At 55.0% G+C, this 19,983-nt stretch carries 14 protein-coding genes and 1 pseudogene; 1 reads left to right on the top strand and 14 read right to left on the bottom strand.

The window, feature by feature from the left end; translation table 11 throughout:
• Positions 1–138: 138 nt before the first annotated feature.
• The 7 genes and pseudogenes from F0Q32_RS00700 to cmoM all read right to left on the bottom strand — a co-directional run bounded on the left by F0Q32_RS00700 (position 139) and on the right by cmoM (position 10,784).
• Positions 139–786: an MBL fold metallo-hydrolase gene (locus F0Q32_RS00700; protein ID WP_149461523.1), complete on the bottom strand. Its 648-nt coding sequence runs from the start codon at positions 784–786 to the stop codon at positions 139–141.
• Between the two features lie 15 nt (positions 787–801).
• Positions 802–1,353, bottom strand: coding sequence for a YcbK family protein (locus tag F0Q32_RS00695; protein WP_149461522.1), 552 nt, complete (start codon positions 1,351–1,353; stop codon positions 802–804).
• Positions 1,354–1,535: 182 nt separating this feature from the next.
• On the bottom strand, positions 1,536–3,335 hold the full coding sequence (gene ldtD, locus F0Q32_RS00690; protein WP_149461521.1) for a L,D-transpeptidase: 1,800 nt from the start codon (positions 3,333–3,335) through the stop codon (positions 1,536–1,538).
• Positions 3,336–3,545: 210 nt separating this feature from the next.
• On the bottom strand, positions 3,546–7,994 hold the full coding sequence (mukB, locus tag F0Q32_RS00685; RefSeq protein ID WP_149461520.1) for a chromosome partition protein MukB: 4,449 nt from the start codon (positions 7,992–7,994) through the stop codon (positions 3,546–3,548).
• Positions 7,994–8,698, bottom strand: a complete 705-nt coding sequence (mukE, locus tag F0Q32_RS00680; RefSeq protein WP_149461519.1) for a chromosome partition protein MukE — start codon at positions 8,696–8,698, stop codon at positions 7,994–7,996. Before mukE ends, mukB begins: the two co-directional genes overlap by 1 nt.
• Positions 8,679–10,001 carry a chromosome partition protein MukF gene (gene mukF / locus F0Q32_RS00675; protein WP_149461518.1) on the bottom strand — a complete coding sequence of 441 codons (1,323 nt, stop codon included), beginning with the start codon at positions 9,999–10,001 and terminating at the stop codon, positions 8,679–8,681. The genes mukE and mukF overlap by 20 nt, the downstream gene beginning before the upstream one ends.
• Positions 9,998–10,784 (bottom strand): annotated as a pseudogene (gene cmoM / locus F0Q32_RS00670) (tRNA uridine 5-oxyacetic acid(34) methyltransferase CmoM). Before cmoM ends, mukF begins: the two are co-directional and overlap by 4 nt.
• Positions 10,785–10,906: 122 nt before the next feature.
• Here cmoM and elyC point away from each other — a divergent pair.
• Complete coding sequence (gene elyC / locus F0Q32_RS00665) at positions 10,907–11,686, top strand: envelope biogenesis factor ElyC (protein WP_149461516.1); 780 nt, start codon at positions 10,907–10,909, stop codon at positions 11,684–11,686.
• Here the strand turns inward: elyC and F0Q32_RS00660 are convergent.
• The 7 genes from F0Q32_RS00660 to F0Q32_RS00630 form a co-directional block, all read right to left on the bottom strand.
• Positions 11,663–12,556, bottom strand: coding sequence for a YcbJ family phosphotransferase (locus F0Q32_RS00660; protein ID WP_149461515.1), 894 nt, complete (start codon positions 12,554–12,556; stop codon positions 11,663–11,665). The two genes, elyC and F0Q32_RS00660, sit on opposite strands and share 24 nt — an antisense overlap.
• Before the next feature lie 140 nt (positions 12,557–12,696).
• Complete coding sequence (gene kdsB, locus F0Q32_RS00655; RefSeq protein ID WP_149461514.1) at positions 12,697–13,443, bottom strand: 3-deoxy-manno-octulosonate cytidylyltransferase; 747 nt, start codon at positions 13,441–13,443, stop codon at positions 12,697–12,699.
• Positions 13,440–13,622 carry a protein YcaR gene (gene ycaR / locus F0Q32_RS00650; protein ID WP_015965089.1) on the bottom strand — a complete coding sequence of 61 codons (183 nt, stop codon included), beginning with the start codon at positions 13,620–13,622 and terminating at the stop codon, positions 13,440–13,442. The genes kdsB and ycaR overlap by 4 nt, the downstream gene beginning before the upstream one ends.
• A 53-nt stretch (positions 13,623–13,675) precedes the next feature.
• Positions 13,676–14,905, bottom strand: coding sequence for a winged helix-turn-helix domain-containing protein (locus tag F0Q32_RS00645; RefSeq protein WP_149461513.1), 1,230 nt, complete (start codon positions 14,903–14,905; stop codon positions 13,676–13,678).
• A gap of 41 nt (positions 14,906–14,946) precedes the next feature.
• Positions 14,947–15,927 carry a tetraacyldisaccharide 4'-kinase gene (gene lpxK / locus F0Q32_RS00640; RefSeq protein WP_149461512.1) on the bottom strand — a complete coding sequence of 327 codons (981 nt, stop codon included), beginning with the start codon at positions 15,925–15,927 and terminating at the stop codon, positions 14,947–14,949.
• Positions 15,924–17,672: a lipid A ABC transporter ATP-binding protein/permease MsbA gene (msbA, locus tag F0Q32_RS00635; RefSeq protein WP_149461511.1), complete on the bottom strand. Its 1,749-nt coding sequence runs from the start codon at positions 17,670–17,672 to the stop codon at positions 15,924–15,926. The genes lpxK and msbA overlap by 4 nt, the downstream gene beginning before the upstream one ends.
• A 36-nt stretch (positions 17,673–17,708) precedes the next feature.
• Positions 17,709–19,976 (bottom strand): ComEC family protein, encoded by a 2,268-nt coding sequence (locus tag F0Q32_RS00630; RefSeq protein ID WP_149461510.1) that lies wholly within the window; start codon positions 19,974–19,976, stop codon positions 17,709–17,711.
• Between the last annotated feature and the right edge of the window lie 7 nt (positions 19,977–19,983).

Genomic DNA, 19,983 nt, shown 5'->3' with positions numbered 1-19,983 from the left:
GGTTCTTGCCGGATGTGGCGTAAACGCCTTATCCGGCCTACGAAATAGTGCAAATTTGATATATTGCAGAAACGTTGTAGGCGCTGATAAGCGCTGCGCATCAGGAAAAAAAGGCCGCGTTCGCGGCCTTTTTTTCAATTACCAGACAGGTATTTCATCCTGCAGGAACGGGTTGTGCAACCGCTCATAACCGAGCGTCGACAGCGGCCCATGACCTGGAATAAACGTCACGTCATCACCCAGCGGCAACAGCTTACGTTTAATCGCGTCGATCAGTTGGCCGTGGTCACCGCGCGGAAAATCACTGCGCCCCACCCCGCCTTTAAAGATAACATCGCCGGAAATCAACAGACGCGACGCATCATCGAAAAAGACGATGTGGCCTGGCGTGTGTCCCGGACAATGAAGCACCTGCAGCTTCACGTTACCCACGCTCACCGTTTCGCCTTCATTCAACCAACGGTCTGGCGTCAGCGGCTGGCACTCTTCGAGGCCAAACATCCGGCTCTGTTGCGGTAATCCCTGCAGCCAGAACTCATCTTCTTTCTCCGGCCCAATCACGGGAATACCGTAATGCGCTGCCAGCTCCGCCGCCGCGCCTACGTGATCGAGATGCCCGTGAGTGAGTAAAATCTGAACCAGAGTAACGCCAGCGGCCTCAACCTGTTCTTTGATTTTCTCCGCGTCGCCGCCTGGATCGACCAGCGCAGCAAGTTTCGTTTGCTCGCACCAAATCAATGAACAGTTCTGCGCGAACGCGGTGACCGGAATAATACGATAGTTCATAAGGCTCCTGTTTCGTTACCAGTGCCGCACCGGCCCGGTATCAATATGCACAAAGTTGCTACGTGGGTAGTATCCTACACCACCTGCGCGCATAGATAACGCGGCTTTGCGAATATTGCTTAACGAAACGCCTTCAATATGGAAATCCATCGCCCGTCCTTTCGTGTGGTAGCTATTTTTCGCTACACCACGGCTATGGGCACGTAATTCATTATTGGTGTCTATGGCACGATAGCCAGAGATTAACTGTACCGGGCGATTAGAGCCTAATAAGCCCTGTAACCGATAAAGCTGGTCAAATAATGAGGGGTCGATAGTGGTTATTTTATTCGCGCGATAATCACGGAAGAAATGATTGAGTTTTGCTAATTCATCCTGAATATAGCCTCTGCCGTCAAAAAACTCGGCTTTTATCAACTCACCCGTATGAAGATTGTTCAGCGTCAGGATCCGCGGACGTGGGGTCGAGAGGGTAGCAAGTGCAGGCATCGGCAAGATGGCAGCAGCGCCCAGCGCAGCCCCACCCAGTGCCAGCAGTTTGCGGCGATTAGCGTCAAATTTGTCCATGATAATCAGGTCTACAAGTAAATGTGATCGAAATTTATGCACTTCTGGCGCACGTAGGGCACCTTACCGGGCATTTCTGCCAGCGTCAAGGCGACCATCCCAGCGCAACCCGCGCCACCAGGGCTTTCCGGGGCGAAGGTTGCGACATAGATAGGACCACTAAATTACCTGAACTACTTCATTTATCTGATTAATTGTTCCGCTTTTGGCAGAATTTGTGCGCCAGATCGCGCTGTTACATCATAATTGTAAATATCTGTGCGATATTGTGTCTTTCCATCAGCATCCACAAAGGCGGTGAGGTAATAAAGATTCACCGGGATATTCTGTCGGATATTCACGTAACGGGTATTACCCTGCTTCAGTGCATCGGAAATTCGCGTGTCATTCCATCCGGCATCACCCAATAACATACCGGCGAGTTCAGAGGCTTTATTCACACGCACACAACCAGAACTTAACGCGCGGGCATCCTTCTGGAATAAATTATGGTTCGGCGTATCGTGCAAATAAATGGCGTCCGAACTCGGCATATTAAACTTATATCGCCCAAGCGAGTTGCGTGGTCCTGGGGCCTGCTGGAAGCGGAACGGCAGATTCGACGGCGTAATCGTTGACCAGTCAACGCGCCATGGGTCGATGGTTTCGCTACTGTTCCAGCCGCGCATCATCGTATAGTTGTGACGCTCAAGATAACCAGGGTCATTGCGCAGTTTCGGCAGAATGTCATTGCGCGCCAGTGTTGGCGGCACGTTCCACGGCGGATTGACCACCACGTTATTCAGCGCACTGCTCATCATCGGCGTTTTGCGATCCGGGCGGCCCACGATGACGCGCGACGCCAGCACCTGATTTCCGTCCTGATAATAGACCAGCGAATACGCCGGAATATTCACCATAATACCCGTTGAGAGTTTGCCTGGCAGCAGACGCAAACGCTGTATATTCAGCGCCACCACACCTGCACGTTCGGCGTTGGAAAGATTGAGCGCATCGCGCGTGGCGCCTCCAATGACACCATCACTGCCGAGCCCCTGCGATGTCTGGAAGCGTTTAACGGCATCAGACAGCGTTCGGTCATACACTTGTGGGCCCGATTTCGCGGTTTTTCTGGATGGGGCCGATGGACTGACAGCCGGCTCATCGCCCGGCAGCGTGATAGTGGGCCCGCCATCGAGTATGCCATGGCGCTGCAAAATTTCACGTAGCGCAGGCACATCGCTACTCCATTGCCCCGGACGCAGCGACGCGCCAGCCTTCAGGGTTGGCCAGGGTTTGGTATCGGAGAGCAGCGACAGCAGTGTCTGATGCATGGTTTCATACTGCGGATGCTGCGGGGCAAGCCCGGCGATAAACTGCGGTAACGTGCCATCAGAAAGCGCCAGTTGCCACTGGTTAATAACCGACAGCGGCGGCGTCGCCAGGGTGTACGGTTTCGCGCTGTAGAGCCAGCGATTGCCCTGAACCGGTATACCGCTGATGAAGTGCAGATAGCCCATCAGCGCATCAGAAAGCACGACATCCCGTGCCATCCCGCTAACGTTCGGGTCGGTTAACAGCTCAACCCATTTAGTAAACTGCGGCTGAAAACCGGCGATAGCGACTTCGGCCAGTTGCTGCTGGAACGCGCGTACGGCATCACGATTTTCCCACATCGGTTTCATATCGTGTGCGGCGTAAAGTGTAACCAATGGATTCAGATAAACCGGCGTGTAGCCTGCCGGCAGCCAGGACTGAATATCGGCACGGCTCTTCGCCGCTGCGCCATCCGGGAGCGGCTGCGTTCCCAATAGATTCGCCATCGCGGATGCCTGACTTCCCGGCACCGCCAGCGCAGGCGCGGTTTCCGCAACCGTGGCGGAACTGTCTGAAGGCACGACTTCTGGCTCATCGGCCAGCACGTTAAACAGTGGAGCAAACGTCATTGCCAGACACATACTCACGACCGACAATCGACGACCATTCTTTTTATTAAGCAACATCCCTTGCCCCCTGTTATTGCATTAATGCTCGTAAAACGGGCTTACTCTCAGTATATAAAGACAAAAAAATTCTGCCTGACCAAATGTAAAGAAGTCTAAAGATGATACCTCTTCCAGCCTCAAAAGCAGATAGCTAAAACGGCGCTTCTCCCTGAATGAGAAAAAACCCGGTCACTTTCGCGCCGGGTTTTTTATTTACGCCCTTTTACATCACGAAGCGTCAGCCGTTCCCGGCAGCGTCTCTGGAAGTTGTGCGGCAAAACCGCGCAGACCGACCACATGAACGTGCTCATGGGTGCCAACCACTTTACGCACCAGTTTATAGGTGGTGCCTTTTTCCGGGCTGATATTTTCTGGCGCGGCGATAATCAGCTGCATCTCCAGACGCTCGCACAGCTCGAACAGCGTGGCGATGGAACGGGCATCCAGACGGGCCGCTTCATCGAGGAACAGCAGACGGCACGGCGAGAGGTCTTTTCCACGCAGACGACGCGCTTCATCTTCCCAGCTCTGTACCACCATCACCAGAATCGACATCCCGGTACCGATCGCTTCACCGGTCGAGAGCGCGCCGGATTCCGCACGTAGCCAGCCATCGGAACCGCGGTTAACTTCGACTTCCATCTCAAGGTAGCTGCGATAATCCAGCAGTTCTTCACCGATGGTTTGCGGCGTGCGCTGACCCATATCGATTTGCGGGTTAAGGCGAGAATAGAGCTTCGCCAGCGCTTCCGAGAAGGTCAGACGGTTGCTGTTAAACAGATCCTGATGCTGTTCATGCTGCTCGGAAAGCACATTCAGCAGCGTCGAGTGCGTTTCACGAACGTTAACGTTCAGACGCACGCTGTTAACCTGACCAAACGACACGCTTTGCAGCCCCTGGTTCAACTGGCGAATACGGTTCTGTTCGCGTTGAATGGTTTTGCGAATGATGTTCGCCACGCTGCGAGAGCTAATCGCCAGTTTCTGTTCACGCCCGGTCAGCTCTTCGGTCAGGCGGCTCAGTTCGATTTCCATCTGTTCGATAGCTTCGACTGGATCATCGGTGCGGATAATATCCTGACGGATACGTTCGCGCAGATGCTGGTACACAGCCACGAAGAACTGAATTTTACGTTCAGGACGTTTCGGATCTTCCGACATGCGCAGCACATCGCGCAGGTGTTCGTTGTCAGCCACCGCCAGACGCAGCGCACCCAACGCTTTATCCGACATCGAACGCAGGTCATCGGCAGAAAGATACGCCAGCTCGCGGCGGTGCAGACGACGTTCTACGCCATTGTCTTTCACCAGACGCATCACCGCGCACCAGCCGGCTTTCGCGCTCACCACCTGCTCGCGCATTTCCAGGTAATCACGTTCCAGCTTACGCAGCTTACGGGTCAGGTTATCCATTTCTGCTTCGCAGAAGGTCAGCGCTTTTTCCAGCTGATTACGACGCGCACGGTTGTTGCTTAACTGCGCATGCAGTTCATCGCGGCGAATACGCGCACGTTCTTCCGCCCCGCTGTCGGCGCGTACGCCAATATCCTGCAACTCTTTGTAGAGATCGTTAAGCAGCTCTTTCTTGGTGTCGTAAGAACTTTTCAGCGACGCCAGGACCTGGCTGTACTGACTCAGCTGCGCGGTATGGGTACGCATCGCTTCGCGGGCACGCGTACGCTCGCTTTCCGCCTGCTCCAGACGCTGGCGCAGTTTTTCGTTAAGATCGCTGTTGCCGCTCAGCATTTCAGCCGAATCAGAGTAGCTAAAGTGCGCGCGGCGCTGCACCACTTCCGTCAGGGCAAACGCCTGCTGACGTGCTTCGCGTTGCACCTGCTGCGACCAGGCATAATCTTCTTTTAGCTGTTCAAACTGTTCCGGGTCGTTTTGCAGAACCGACACCACCGGCTCCAGTTTCGCCAGTTGGTTACCGTGCTGCTGAATAAAGCGCGCGGCTTCCTGCGCTTCATCCAGACGTTCCTGAATTTCATCGACGCGGTCTGCCAGCGTTTCATCGGCCAGCAGGCTCAGACGCGGCAGCAGACGGTTGAGTTGTGCTACGCCCTCTTTCGCCTGTTCAAACTGTGTGCGCTGCTGCTGGTTGTCGCTTTCGTGCGTATTCAGCGCGCGTTCCAGCTCACCGCGACGAGTATTGAGTTTGCGAATTTCTGCTTCCGGATCATCGTCAAACGCTACCGACAGATGGCTGCCGATAAAGCGGCTGAACGCCTGATGCAGACGCTGAGTTTTCTGCACGTCAAAGGAGAGCGTGGCGAAGCGTTCAGAAAGCACTTCGCGCTCGGCATGCAGGGTCTCGATGCGGTTTTCACGTGCCGCACGGCCAAACAGCGGCAGGCTTGGGAAACGAGAATAACGCCACTGGCGATCGGCAATTTTCACGACCACCGCTTTTTCCAGCTCATCGACGCTGAAGACGCTGTCATCGAACGACTGCGGGTCACCCTCGATCAGATACAGATCTTCCGGGCAATCTTCCAGACCTTCCAGCTGCTCGGCGATCTGCGAGAGATCCGGGACCACAATCGCGTGACGAGACGGGCCATACAACGCAGAGAAGTACGGCGCATCGTCCAGGCTGACATCGTCATAAATTTCAGACAGCAGCACGCCGCCAAAACGCTCGGCCAGCGCATTAAGACGCTGATCTTCCGAGCCGCCCGGCTGGCTTAATCGCTCAATCTCTTCATCGATTTCACGTTTACGCGCGCCAACTTCATCACGCTCAACAATCGCTTCACGCTCGCGTTCCAGCAGTTGTTGCAGATATTCAGTGACATCCGAGCTGGATTCGAACTGCTCGCCGCTCTGTTCGCACAACTGGTTCAGGCTGTTCTGCGCCGCCAGCCATACCGGCGCGCGGTGCATCAGCGCGGAGATGCGCGATTGCAACGTTTCCAGTTCCTGACGCAGTGACATACGCTGTTCGCTGGCGCTTGAAACGCTGTCGGAGAGCGTAGCGATACGTGCTTCCAGTTCCTGATGCAGCGACTCCAGGTCTTCAATATCGTAGTGTTTCCCCTGGCGTTTGCAGAATTCGGCCAGCAGACGTTCGGCTTCCTGCTGCTCACGCAGACGCTGTTCCAGCTCGTTCAGTCGACCACGCAGAGACTGCGCCTGCTCGGCAAGGTGACGCTGATTGACACCATCACGCAGTAATTCACGCGCCACATTCCACGCTTCATCGCGGGCTACCGGGCCGTTGATGGCAACGACAATCTGGTAGGCCTGTTCGAACTGGCTGTGGGCGGTTTGCGCCACGCTCATTTTTTGTTCGAGAGTAAGCAGTTTTTCTGTGGCTTCCTGCTCTTTGGCCTGGAACGTTTCCAGCCATTCGTCGGCGCTATCAGGCGTTAGATCGGGCAGATGGCACAGCTCTTTCGCACGGGCCAGCGCCTGTTGCGCCTGGTTGTACTGAATGGCGCGGGTTTGCTGTACGTCAAGCGCCTGCTGGTAGTCGGCAAGCTGGCTTTTCAGCTCATCCACTTCCAGTTCAGCGGCTTCGGCGCGGGCTTCGTTCTCTTCCTGCTGCTCTGCCGCTTCGGCAACCACTTCATTCTGCTCTTCAAGGCGGACCTGTAACTCTTCTAAATCCGCTTCGTAGCGCTCAATTTTTTCCTGCTGGCGCAACGCGGTCTGCACCAGATTCAGGTGATCGCTTGCCGCCTGGTGATCGGCTTCAAGATCGCCTTCCGCGCCGTTGTGCTCTTGCAGCTCACGGGCCATATCGACGTGTTTATACTGCTCCGCTGCCAGCTGCTGACGAGAGGTAAACAGTTCACGACGATATTCCAGCGCTTTATCGAGGTGGATACGGCGTTCGTTGGCGTGACGCATGTAGTCCGCCGCCACGTAATCTGTCGCTTCGGAAATCAGATGCTTGAACAGGTCGCGGTCAGACTGGGTGACGCGAATCGCTTCCAGCGTCATGCGGTTTTCACGCAGCGCAGCTTCCATGTCCTGGAACGCTTTGCGCACGCCGCTGTTTTCTGGCAGCAGGTAGTCACGCAGAGAACGGGTGATGGCGCTGGAGATCCCGCCGTACAGCGAGGCTTCAATCAAGCGATAGAACTTGCTACGGTCAGACGCGGAACGCAGACGACGCGCCACGATGCCCAGATCGAACATCAGCGAGTGGTAATCGGTGATGGAGTTGAACTGCTTGAACTGCACGCCTTCGATGGCTTCGAGCTTGTCTTTCAGCTCTTGCAGGGTCAGTACGCGCGCCTGACGCTCGTTGAGCGTTTCGGTGAGCAACGACGTCGGCTGCATAGAGGTTGGCAGCCCCTGAATCGCGAACGGTTTGATGTCAACTTTACGGTCGCGCCCGGCGACCTGTTGCAAACGTACCCCCACGACCACGCGCTGATGGCGCGAGTTCATGACGTCCAGTACCGAGTAACAGACGCCCGCTTTCAGCTTACCGTGTAGACCTTTGTCGCGCGAGCCGCTGGTCGCGCCCGCTTCGGTGGTGTTACGGAAGTGCAGCAGGGTTAAATCAGGGATCAGTGCCGTGACGAAGGCCGCCATGGTGGTGGATTTCCCCGCCCCGTTACCGCCCGACAGGGTGGTGACTAATTCATCAAGGTCAAAGGTGCGGGCAAAGAACCCGTTCCAGTTAATCAGCGTTAGCGAACGAAATTTACCGCGATCGATCATTATTCTTCCTCCCCGCTATCCGGCTGATTGTCTTCATTCTCATCATTGAGTTGCAGATGGTTTTCAATCGCCATCGCTTCGCCGTCGCGGATCATACGCAGTTGCGCTTCACGCGCATCATCGCCCGAACGCACGTCCGCGCCGAAGCGGAACACGGATTCGGTAATACGGAATTTACTGCTGTCATGGCCCATGAACCACACCATGCCCAGACGACGCAGACGGTTCAGGGATGAACGGACTTTTTCCTGCAGCTTTTGACGGTCAAGGTCAGAACCGGTGGAGCGGTTGTTCACCAGCTTCAACAATTTGGCTTCATCCGCCAGCGTCAGCAACTCATCGTAGAGCTCCTGCTGGGTAAAGATCCCCTCGTTTGCCAGGCGCTCCGGGCTCAGATAGAGGTAACAGAGGATCTTGCCGACCATCATATCCAGTTCGGACAATACCGAGCGTGGAATCAGCGTAGTGGAACGCGGGCGCAGGTAGAAAAACCCTTCCGGCGCGCGAATCAGCTCAACGTTATAGCGCGCGTAAAACTCTTCCAGGTATTCCTGGAAATCCATTAAAAAGGCGTGATTATCCAGCTCATCCAGACCGATATGCCGACCCGCACGCAACGCGCTATCCAGCGCCGGAAAAATAGGATTGGCCAGGGCCTGCGCCAGTTTAACTGGCATCACTTGTTCAATATTTGTCGATGACATGCGCCTGTACCTTGGCTCCGTAATCATTAATTGGCTGCCATTTTGCTGGCAACCCGGTGAAATCTGCTTGTGCAAAGCCTAAACGAACCGCCTGATCGACCACAATACGCGCCACATCGAAGTGCCGCGCGCGCGGGTACTGGAGCAGATACTCTTTTACCACCAGCCCCAGATCAAGCGGGATCGCTTTGGTTTTATAGATAGCGAGCTGCTCTTCAATTAGCGCCGCTAGCTGTTCGCGGATTTCGTTAAACTCTTCGTACTCTAAATCAGGCGGAAGTTCACCCATTACCTCTTCGTCGCGCAGAGTCATCTCTTCGTCACGCATATCCAGCAGACGATCGGCGCTGGCATAGGTGAGCGCCCATGGCGCATCGAAGTAATTTTGTACCGACACGCGCAAACGCTGGGCGAAGACGCGGTTTTTATCCATATCAATAGCGGTACGGATAAATTTATGCACGTGGCGATCGTAACCGATCCACAGATCAATTGCCTGCTGGCCCCAGCTCACGATGCGGTCGAGTTTATTTTGCAAGTCGAACACTAAATGGTCGACAAAGTGCAGATGATCGTGGCTGAGCGTCGCATCCTGAATACGCAACAGGTTTGCCTGTAGCTTATCGCCTGCCGCGTCCAGGGTATCCTGCAATTCACGCAGTGTGCCGGACGTTTCGGACAGCAGCATTTCGCAGCTGGAGATCGCCGCGCGCCAGTCTTTGTTCAGTAACTGGGCGATATCATCTTTTACCGACTGTTGCTGCTCATCCATAATGCGCTGGGTCAGGTCGATGCTATCGAATATCTCGGCCACCGAGTATTTCAGCGGCGCATAGACGTTACGGTGCCAGTGGAACTCGTCGCCGCCTTCCGCTGCCGCATCGGCGGCGCGTTTCAGTTCGCCGGCCACAATCGACAGCTGCATGGAGAGGCGCAGAGTCGAGAATTCGCGCTGGCGGATATAGTAATCGGTTATACCGATCCCAAGCGGCGTCAGGCGATAAATAGAATTGCCTTCGGTCACTTCGCTGGTAAAGCGGTTCAGCAGACGTTGGCGAACCAAATCGTTAATCGCGTTGTTGGCACGCGTACTGATGGTTTCACTGGTTTGCTCAAACGCATCACTCACATGACGAAACGCGTCCACCAGCTCGCCTTCCGTCATTTCACCCTCCAGTCGCTCGCCGTTCAGCGTTGCGACAGCCAGCAAAAATGAGAGCCTGTCGACCGGAAGCGAGATGGCAAAATCATTTTTTCTGGCCCAGGCAACCAGTTCGGGGACTGTCTGGGAAAATTCACTCATAGTTTATCCTTGCTTCTGCGGCTTGCGCGCGGTGACATGAATATAGCGCCCCAGGCTAATGTAAGGCTCCTGACGGCAATAGCGCGTCTCTAATTCCAGTAACATCTCATAGCAGTCATGCTGCCGATGTTTTTCGCGCAGATAATCATGAAACACTCGCACGCCGGTTTTCCCGGTGACCTGCCAGCCAGCCTCTTCCAGCCAGCCATAGACCTGTTGCGGATCGCGCGGATAGTTCGGCGATAACGTCCGCTTTTTCTTTTTCGGCATACCGATCATGACATAGTCAAAATTACCGGCCACCATGTTATGCATCAACAAGCCGTTTGCATTGTAGAACATTAACGATAATGCGCCGCCCGGACGCAGAACGGACCATAACGCATTCAAGGCGTCTTTCGGTTCCGCTATCCACTCCAGCACAGCATGAAACAATATCAGATCAACCGGGGTTTCCAAATGGTGAGCCACGTCCTGGACCGCGCATTGTATAAAATGCATGTTGTCGCTCACACCTTTGTCGCTGGCAGCCTGTTTTGCGCGGGCGATCATTTCTGCAGAAAGATCGCACAGAATGACCTTGTGGCCACGCTCGGCCATTTTTATCGCCGTCTGCCCTTCTCCGCCACCGGCGTCCAGTACGCGCAGTGGACGAGAATCAAAGGTTTCCAGCAGACGATCGAGATCCTGCCACAAAATGGCCTGCCGCAACTGCCCTTTCGTTGTGCCATAGATATTGCGCGAAAATTTTTCCGCGATGTCATCAAAATTGCGATCCTGCACAGGACGACCTCACTCGCCAACAACAAGGCGGCTATTTTGTCACACCCACGGCGATAATGAAGCTATCTGGTGTAATATCCCTGCGTTGATCCACCTAGATGGTTAAAAAAGGACCCATTCAGATGCTTTTTATGCTGAAAAAGTATATTGGCGGAATGATGTTGCCGCTGCCGCTGCTGCTTTTACTGACGGGGCTAGGATTATTCCTGGTTTGGTTTACGCGTTTTCAGAAGACGGGCAAAACGGCGATCACCCTTGGCTGGCTCTTGATACTGCTGTTAAGTCTACAGCCTGTTGCCGATGGGTTACTCAAACCTATTGAGGATAAATATCCAACCTGGCGCGGCGAGCAACACGCTGAATATATCGTGGTTCTGGGCGGCGGATACACCTGGAATCCGGCGTGGGCGCCCAGCTCAAACCTTATTAACAACAGCCTGCCGCGCCTGAATGAAGGGATTCGATTGTGGCAGGCGAATCCGGGATCAAAAATGATCTTTACCGGCGCACGCGCGTTGACCAATCCGGTCAGTACCGGTGAAGCCGGCGCGCGGGTGGCGGAAAGCCTCGGCGTGCCGCGAAGCGAGATTATCGTCCTCGACACACCAAAAGATACCGAGGAAGAAGCCGCCGCAGTGAAAGCAGCGATCGGTGATGCGCCGTTCCTGCTGGTAACCTCTGCGTCGCATCTGCCGCGCGCGATGATCTTCTTCCAGCATGCAGGGCTAAATCCCCTGCCAGCCCCCGCCAACCAGCTGGCTATCGAATCGCCGCTGAACCCATGGGAGAAAGCGATCCCGTCCCCGGTCTGGCTGATGCACAGCGATCGCGTCGGCTATGAAACGCTCGGGCGAATCTGGCAGTGGCTGAAAGGGATTTCAGGAGAGCCAGGGAAGGAGTGATTTCGCCGCCAGATCGAAATTCTCGCGACTAAACCGCCCGGTGTTCACAAGCTGGGCGACTTCATCCCATAGCAGATACAGCCATCGTCGCCAGAGGAACGATTCCGCCACCGGTGCGCGCTGAAGATATCGCCACAGTAGCCCTTCCGCATGGCCGCTTTCGGTCAAACGAAACAGTTCAAACTCGCGTGGCGCCCACAACATCGCCCCAGGGCCAACCATCGCCAGCAGTTGGTCACTGCGTGCATCTTTCAGCATACTGCGCAGGGTAAGGTTTCCGTGGATCAGCACGCAGTTGTCGTTAAAGCCCTCGAACAGCGTAGGCAAGCACTCGCGGGTGCGAAACAGAATACGCTTATCCTGCATCGTTAAGCCGGTGTTTTGATAAAGATTGAGGGTACCCCAAAGTACTTCGACGCGCTGGCGATACCAGTATGACCACAGATTTTCCTGCGTGCTGTCGACGAACCCGACCAACCCACCACTATCCTGACGGTGCCAGGCCAGCAAGCCCTCAACAATCTGGTCTTTGAGCTGTTCCCAACGTTCCGGAGTACGAGCTGGCGCTTCGACCGGTACGCCGCGCAGACGTTCCAGCAGCAGGACATCCGGGCCGGGATGTTCTTCGTGGGTCATGACGCCGTAAACGACAGGCATTCGCACAGTGCCGCTACGAGCGAGCATCGAGATTTTCCACGCCAGCTGACGGGCGAGGCCAGGCGTGGTGAAGCTCCTGGCGAGTATAGGTAGCGGGTTGCCGTGAGCGTCATACAGAGACCACAGCGCGGTATCGGCCTTCTCATTGATACATTCCACCCGACTGAGTTTTTCCCCCAGAAGGTGACTTAGTTCGGCGCGCAGTTGTTCCATTTCAGATTGCCCCCATAAAAGCTACTGCTTTCATAATGAGCATATGCAAGGCAGATGTCACCGGATAAGATCAAAACTGTTACAGAAAACAGAAGAATACGTAGCGGTAAACGGCCCCCGCGAAAGCAGGGGCGAGAGGATTACTTCATTTCTGCGCGAACGCGCTCCAGGTCTTCCAGCGTATCGACGCCCGTACCCGGTACTTCCTCGGCAACGGCAACGTGAATTTTTTCGCCATACCACAGCACGCGCAGCTGCTCGAGCATTTCAATCTGCTCAAGCGGGCTCGGCGCCCAACCAACGTAGCGGCGAATAAATCCGGCGCGGTAGCCGTAAATACCAATGTGGCGCAGCAGGGAATCTCCCACCGTTTCACGGCTTTTGGCAAAGCGGTCGCGATCCCACGGAATGGTGGCGCGGGAGAAATAGAGCGCATAACCCTCTTTATCCATCACCACTTTCACCGCATTCGGATTAAACGCTTCTTCCGCATTGTCGATAGGCACGGCAAGTGTGGCCATTCCTGCTTTGCTGGCCGCGAGGTTTTCCGCCACCTGACGAATGATAACCGCCGGGATCATCGGCTCATCGCCCTGCACGTTCACCACGATGGTGTCATCGCTAAAGCCACATTTCTCGACTACTTCCGCAAGGCGTTCGGTACCGGACTGATGATCGGCACGGGTCATGCACACTTCGCCACCCGCCGCTTCCACGACTTTCGCAACGTCTGCATGGTCGGTCGCGACGATGATGCGATCCGCACCCGATTCACGCGCGCGTTCCAGCACGTGAACAATCATTGGCTTGCCGTTGATATCCTGAAGGGGTTTACCCGGCAGGCGCGTGGAAGCGAATCGCGCTGGAATAATAACAACAAAACTCATGGTCTGCTCTCTTCTGCCGCCAGCGGGCGTGCTTCATGTTCTAACAGAACCGGGATCCCATCACGGAACGGGAACGCCAGGTTATCAATCTTGCAAATCAGCTCCTGCTTATCCTGGCTGTAGTAGAGTTTGCCGTTACAAACCGGGCAGGCGATAATTTCTAATAAACGGTGATCCATGGTTCCTCCTGATGCACCGGGTGGGCCTCGATGCAGCTTATCATAGTGCCATCTCAGGCAACGTCAATTTCCCAGCCATCCCGCTGATGCAAAAAGAGCTTTTCCGGCAGCCGTTGCAGGCGGATCCGGTTAGCGCCTTGCCAACGGGCAAAGTCATCCAGCGCCTGTTTCAGGCCTTTTTCCAGTGAGGCGCTCATGCGAGTCCCCTCCTCCAGATAAAGCGCAAAAATTTCCAGGACGCCCTCTTTACGGTGCATTTTACTGTCGATGCGACCCACCAGCTTACCCTGATGCAACAGCGGCAACACGAAATAGCCGTACTGACGTTTGGGTGCCGGGGTGTAGCATTCCAGCCGATAGGTAAAATCAAAAAATTGTTCCGCGCGTTTGCGATCCCAGACAACAGGGTCGAAGGGAGAAAGCACGGCGCTGTGCGTGGCGTTCAGTTTGCCGTCTTCCGCCAACGCCAGTTGAGGTAGCATGTCGGTATGCACCCACATTTCGCCCAGTTGCTCAACCTGTACGGGCACTACCTGTTCTTTATCCTGCCAGCGTTTGAGCAGTGCGGGGAGATTCGGCTGACGCAGGCGATAGTAATCAGCCAGCCACTGCGGGCGAAATATTCCCAGGCTGCGCGCGCTGTTTTCCAGCATTAACGCTTCCGCATCTTCCTGCGAGAGTGCATGCAGTTCGTCCTGCCAGCCTGGCATCACGCGATGCGTGAGGTCGTAGACGCGCTGAAAGTTGCGGCGCTCCACCACCATCACCTTGCCTGCGGTAAATAACCCTTCCAGATGACGTTTGTGCGGTTTCCATTCCCACCAGCCGCTTGCGCCTTTTCGCGGGTGGACAAAATCCGCAGAACGCACCGGGCCGTTTTCAGCAATATGGGCGATAAGCGAGTCAATCTCGTCAGCATGCTCAGCCATCCACTCCGGATGATATTTCCAGCCCATATTATGCGGCGAGAGCATTTTGTGACGAACCAGCGGGAAATCCGAGCGAGGCAGAAAACAGGCTTCGTGCGCCCAGTATTCCATCAGCTCGCCACGAAGCAGCGCGTCATCCAGCCAGCTTTGCGGATACGCGCCCAGGCGACTGAAGAGAACAAGATAGGGGCTGCGGGCGACAACGTTAATGGTGTCGATTTGCAGCAGTGACATGCGTTGAATAGTGGCAAGAATATCCGCCGGTTTTGCCTTACGCCGTGGGCGTTTGAGTAACCCCTGCGCAGCCAAATGGAGATGACGCGCGGCGCTGAGGGTCAAGTGCAACTCTGACATGTCACATCCCCGTATTCCACCCTCGCACCTTACCGTTTCGGCTATTGCTGCGCCAGAGCGACCAGTTCCTGAAGTAAACGTTGCGCCCGCTCGCCGCTCAGTTCGGCATCAACCGGCAGAAACCACCAGTTGGACTTAGCAAACGCGCGGCATTTCACCGCATCCTTTTCGGTCATAATGAGCGTTTGCCCCGGCGCAGTTAGCGCCTCGACATCCGCAAGCGTCAGCGCCTGATGATCGGCCAGCGCAACGGTTTTGACCGGTTGCAGGCCGCTATTTTCAAGCGTGGTAAAGAAACGAGGAGGATGACCGATACCGGCCATCGCCACCACATCGTGTAATTCGGTGAGCGCCCGACGTTCGCCGGTCAGCAAGTTTACCGCCTGGCCGGGTTGTAAACGCATCGGGATTTCTCCCGCCAGCGCCGTACCGCCGTTGGTTATGATCGCATCGACGGATTTTAGACGTGATGCACGTTCGCGCATCGGCCCAGCAGGCAGCCACCAGCCATTGCCAAAACGGCGCACACCATCAATAACGACAATTTCTTTATCCCGCACCAGGCGATAATGTTGCAGGCCATCATCGGTGATGATGAGTTGTACAGGATGCGCAGCAAGCAGCGCTTTGACCGCATCAGAACGAACAGGCGACACCGCGACCGGCGCGCCCGTGCGCTGGAAAATAAGCACCGGTTCATCACCGGCCTGGGCAGTGGTGGTTTCCGGGTCCAGCAGCAGCGGATACGTTTCCGCTTTACCGCCATAACCACGGGACACCACACCCACGCGAATTCCCTGTTGCTGGAGCTGTTCGACCAGCCAAATCACTACCGGCGTTTTCCCGTTACCGCCCGCCGTCAGGTTACCCACAACGACAACCGGTACCGGTGCGCGCCAGGCCTTTTTAAGGCCCAGCTTATAGCTCAGTCGGATAAGCCCGCTCACCAGACCGTATAGCCAGGAGAGCGGTAACAGCAACAACCAGAGCGGTGATTCGCCCGACCAGATGCGCGCTATCATTCGCCAAATTGCATTTTGTGCAGCTGCGCATAGACGCCACGGTGGGCCAGTAGATCCGCATGGCTACCGCGTTCAACGATACGACCATCTTCCACGACCACAATTTCGTCCGCCTGCTCGATAGTGGACAGGCGGTGCGCAATCACCAGCGAGGTGCGGTTTTTCTGCAACTCATCAAGAGCTGCCTGAATCGCACGCTCAGATTCCGTATCCAGCGCAGAGGTCGCTTCATCAAGTATCAGGATTGGGCTGTCGCGCAGCAGCGCACGAGCAATCGCAATACGCTGACGCTGACCGCCAGAGAGCAGAACGCCGTTTTCGCCGATAACCGTATCCAGCCCCTGATCCATCTTGTTGATGAAATCCATGGCATAGGCCATTTCTGCGGCTTTTTCGATCTGCTCGCGGCTGAACTCTTCAGTACGCGCATAAGCAATGTTATTGGCAACGGTATCATTGAACAGGTGAACGTTTTGTGACACCAGCGCAACCTGATTACGCAATGACGCCAGGGTGTACTCACGCAGGTCATGCCCATCAAGCAGAATTTCGCCTTTATCGATATCGTAGAAACGGGTGATCAGGCTCGCAATGGTTGATTTACCTGAGCCCGAACGCCCCACCAGTGCTACCGTTTTGCCTTCCGGAATAGACAGGTTGATATCGCGCAGCGCAGGCGCTTCACGACCAGGATAGGTAAAGGTGACATTACGGAACTCAAGATCGCCTTTCGCACGCTCAACCACGCGAGTGCCTTCATCTTTTTCCTGCTCAGTGTCAAGGATAGCAAACAGTGTCTGGCAGGCAGCCATCCCGCGCTGGAACTGCGCGTTGACGTTAGTCAACGATTTCAGTGGGCGCATCAGGGCAATCATGGATGAAAAGACCACGGTGATAGTACCGGCGGTCAGGGTTTCCATAACACTCGGGAAGCTTGCGGCATACAGGACAAAAGCCAGCGCCAGAGAAGCAATCAACTGAATGATCGGGTCAGAGATGGAAGATGCAGATACCATTTTCATACCCTGCATACGCATCTTGTTGCTGACTTTATCGAAGCGTTTGGTCTCTACCTGCTGACCACCGAAAATCAGCACCTCTTTGTGCCCTTTCAGCATTTGCTCTGCACTGGTGGTCACCTGCCCCATCGTGTTTTGCATATTTTTACTGATGTTTCGGAAGCGCTTAGAAACCACGCGGATAGCAATCGACACAATCGGCGCCAGTACGATGAGGATCAGCGACAGCTGCCAGCTGTAGTAGAACATCATGATGAACAGGCCGATAATCGACGCGCCTTCACGCACGACGGTAATCAGTGCACTGGAAGAAGACGATGCCACCTGCTCAGAATCGTAAGTAATACGAGAAAGCAGCGTCCCGGTGGATTGCTTATCGAAGAAGGAGACAGGCATCCCCATCATATGACTGAATAAGCGACGGCGCACGGTCATAACAACCTTGCCGGAAACCCAGGAGATGCAATAACTGGAGACATAACTGGTGATGCCCCTAAGCACCATCAGACCGATTACCACCAATGGCATCCATAACAGCACTGACCTGTCCGTTTTACCAAAACCATCATCCAGTAATGGTTTGAGGAGCGATAACATGAAGGTATCGCTGGCTGCGTTGAAGATTAACGCAACCGCAGCCACAATCAGCCCTGCTTTAAATGGCGCAATAGTCGGCCAGAGTCGGCGGAAGGTCTGCCACGTGGAGAGATCTTTGTCGTTCTGCATTCAAAAAACCAGCTTATGTTGAAATAGCCGCATATTCTACCCGTTATCCTGCCCCTCGCCAAACCACTGATGATACCAACGAGGTAAAAGTTGATCCCGTAAGCCTTCTACTTTCCACTTACTGGCAGAAAAAGTGACCGTAATCTGCCCCTGATGCGGGGTGTCGAACCATGCATAATTATGCTGTTGATAGTGCGTCTTCACTTTCGCCGAAGGCAGACGCCACGCGTTATAGCGGGATTCGGAAGCCAACGCGGCTTGCCCGTTAACCTGCTGTAATAATGCGATGCCTGACGAGGTATTACTGCCATGGTGCGGCACCTGAATTATTGTAGACCTAAGATGCTCCCAGTAATGGCTTTGCATGGCCATTTCTGCCGATAACTCGATGTCGCCAGTCAGCAAGACGCTGTTTTTACCATCATCGATACGAATAACACAGGAACCATTATTACCGGTTTGTCTGTTTGCTGATAACGGCCAGAGCACCCGAAAAGATAATCCCTGCCATTGCCAGGCGTCACCGCGAAAACAGCCCTGATGCCCTTTCCAACCTAAAGGGCTCCGTACCCAGCTTTTCGGCCAGGCGTTATGCAGGCTGTCAAAACCGCCTCGATGGTCCAGATGCTCATGGCTCAGGATAATCCCCTCCGGGGTCAGATTACGCCAGCGCAGCCAGGGAATAATCAGCTGTGTTCCGCTATCGCCGCCAGGCCACGCGAGACCCGTATCATAAACAATCGCTCTATTATGTCGCGAGATAACGACGGAAAGCCCCTGCCCCACATCCAGCATGGTGACCTGCCAACGGTCATTGGGCGTCGAGCGCCACAGGGGGAAGGTTAACAGCGCTACGCCAGACAGATAGAGCGCAGGGTACGTCCACCAGCAGTGAAGACGCCAGACGATGATCAGCATCCACGGAATGAGCGTTGCCCACGCCCAGCGCGAATCCACGCTTAGCCATCCATCTGGCAAGCTACGCAGATACGCAAATACCCATTCCATCACCGTGTCAGCGCAAACCCAGAGCACCGTCTCAAGTGCCATTGGCCCGCTTAGGTGAAGTAACATTCCCAAAAGCACCAACGGCACGATCACAAACGTCACCACCGGTACCGCCAGCAAATTCGCCACCAGCGAGGTGGTGCTGACGCCGTGAAACATCAGCACCTGCAATGGCATTAGCAATAGCATCAATCCTGACTGCAGATAGAGCATTTCTTTCAGAAAACACCACGCCCTACATCCCTTCCAGCGCGGCGGTGGCACCCACTGATACCAGAAAATTAGCGTGGCTACCGCGAAGGCAGAGAGCCACAGGCTGTCGGACAGCACCGCTAATGGGTCAATGAATACGATAGCCGCAATGCAGCACAGCCATACGTCCCAGCCACGCCATCGCCGCCCGGATAGCCGCAGCAGCGTCCAAATCCCACCTGCCACTACCGTACGTACTGCCGGGGGCTGTAACCCGGTAAGCCAGGCGTAAAGGAAACTGCAGACTAATGCGCCAATCAGCGGGAGGCGCCAGTTAATAAGGCGGCACGGCAGGAAAAACTGTAACGCGCGAATAATCATCCAGCCCAGCGATGCGCCAAGCGCGATATGTAACCCGGAAATCGCCATCAAATGCGAAGTGCCGGTTTGTTGCATCAGCCGTTTAATTTCCGGGTCAACGCGCAGACGTTCGCCGAGCCCTAACGCCAGCAGCACATCGCGCCATTGATAATCGGAAAGAGAGGCCTGTAATGACGCCAGTAACCGCGCGCGCAGAGTACAGGTGAGATCAAGCGGCGTGGCATCGATAAATCGTCCGGTCAGAGGCTGATGCTGCGCCAGCGCGTAGCGTTGAGAATCAAATACACCATCATTAAGCTGACCATGCACCGCGCGTGCGCGAATCGTCATTGCCCAGCGTTGACCTGCGCACGGTGGCTGTGGCAAGTAGTTGCCATACAACGTGATGAGCGGCGTCGGGAAAAGCCGCTGCCCGTTGAAACGGGTAATGTTACCCTGATGCGTAGTTTGTCCGTCAGTCTGGCTAAGCACTATCTCGACGGTCTGATTTTTTCCAGGAATACGCAGCGCAGACAGTTGCACCTGCCAGGCGGCCAGCACGCCCCAGCAAAAAAATAATCCCAGTAGACACAGAATCCGCACACCTCGTTTTGGGCGAATAAACGCTACCAGGCTAAGCACTACAATGGCCGCTTTAATGATCGGTAACGGCGGAAGCACAGGCAGCCAAATCAAAGGGAGCATCCCCAGAATCACGCAGCAGGCAAACTGTGGTACACGCATCAACACC

It is taken from the genome of Pseudocitrobacter sp. 73 (assembly GCF_008369545.1).
GTDB lineage: Bacteria > Pseudomonadota > Gammaproteobacteria > Enterobacterales > Enterobacteriaceae > Pseudocitrobacter > Pseudocitrobacter vendiensis.
The sequence above is the reverse complement of the archived record's forward strand: the minus strand, read 5'-3'. Positions and strand labels throughout refer to the sequence as shown.